Source organism: Citrobacter sp. TBCS-14 (assembly GCF_005280805.1).
Taxonomy (GTDB): domain Bacteria; phylum Pseudomonadota; class Gammaproteobacteria; order Enterobacterales; family Enterobacteriaceae; genus Citrobacter; species Citrobacter gillenii.
The window spans coordinates 1-213 of record NZ_SZWM01000021.1; the positions used below are offsets into that span (position 1 = coordinate 1).

At 41.3% G+C, this 213-nt stretch carries 1 protein-coding gene; it reads left to right on the forward strand.

Going from position 1 to position 213, the window contains the following annotated elements:
• A partial coding sequence (locus FDX22_RS00085) for a transposase (protein WP_186805251.1) occupies positions 1-213 on the forward strand: 213 nt, incomplete at both ends.

The window sequence follows — 213 nt, forward strand, 5'->3', positions numbered from 1 at the left end:
TGAAATCGCCCCAAATGAAAATAATGCTTCTTGGTCCACCCTGTTAGACAAGCTTCAAAACCAAGGAATCCAACAGGTTTCTCTTGTAGTGACCGATGGCTTCAAGGGGCTTGAACAGATTATCAGTCAGGCTTACCCATTAGCTAAACAACAACGTTGCTTAATTCATATTAGTCGAAATCTAGCTAGTAAAGTGAAACGAGCAGATAGAGC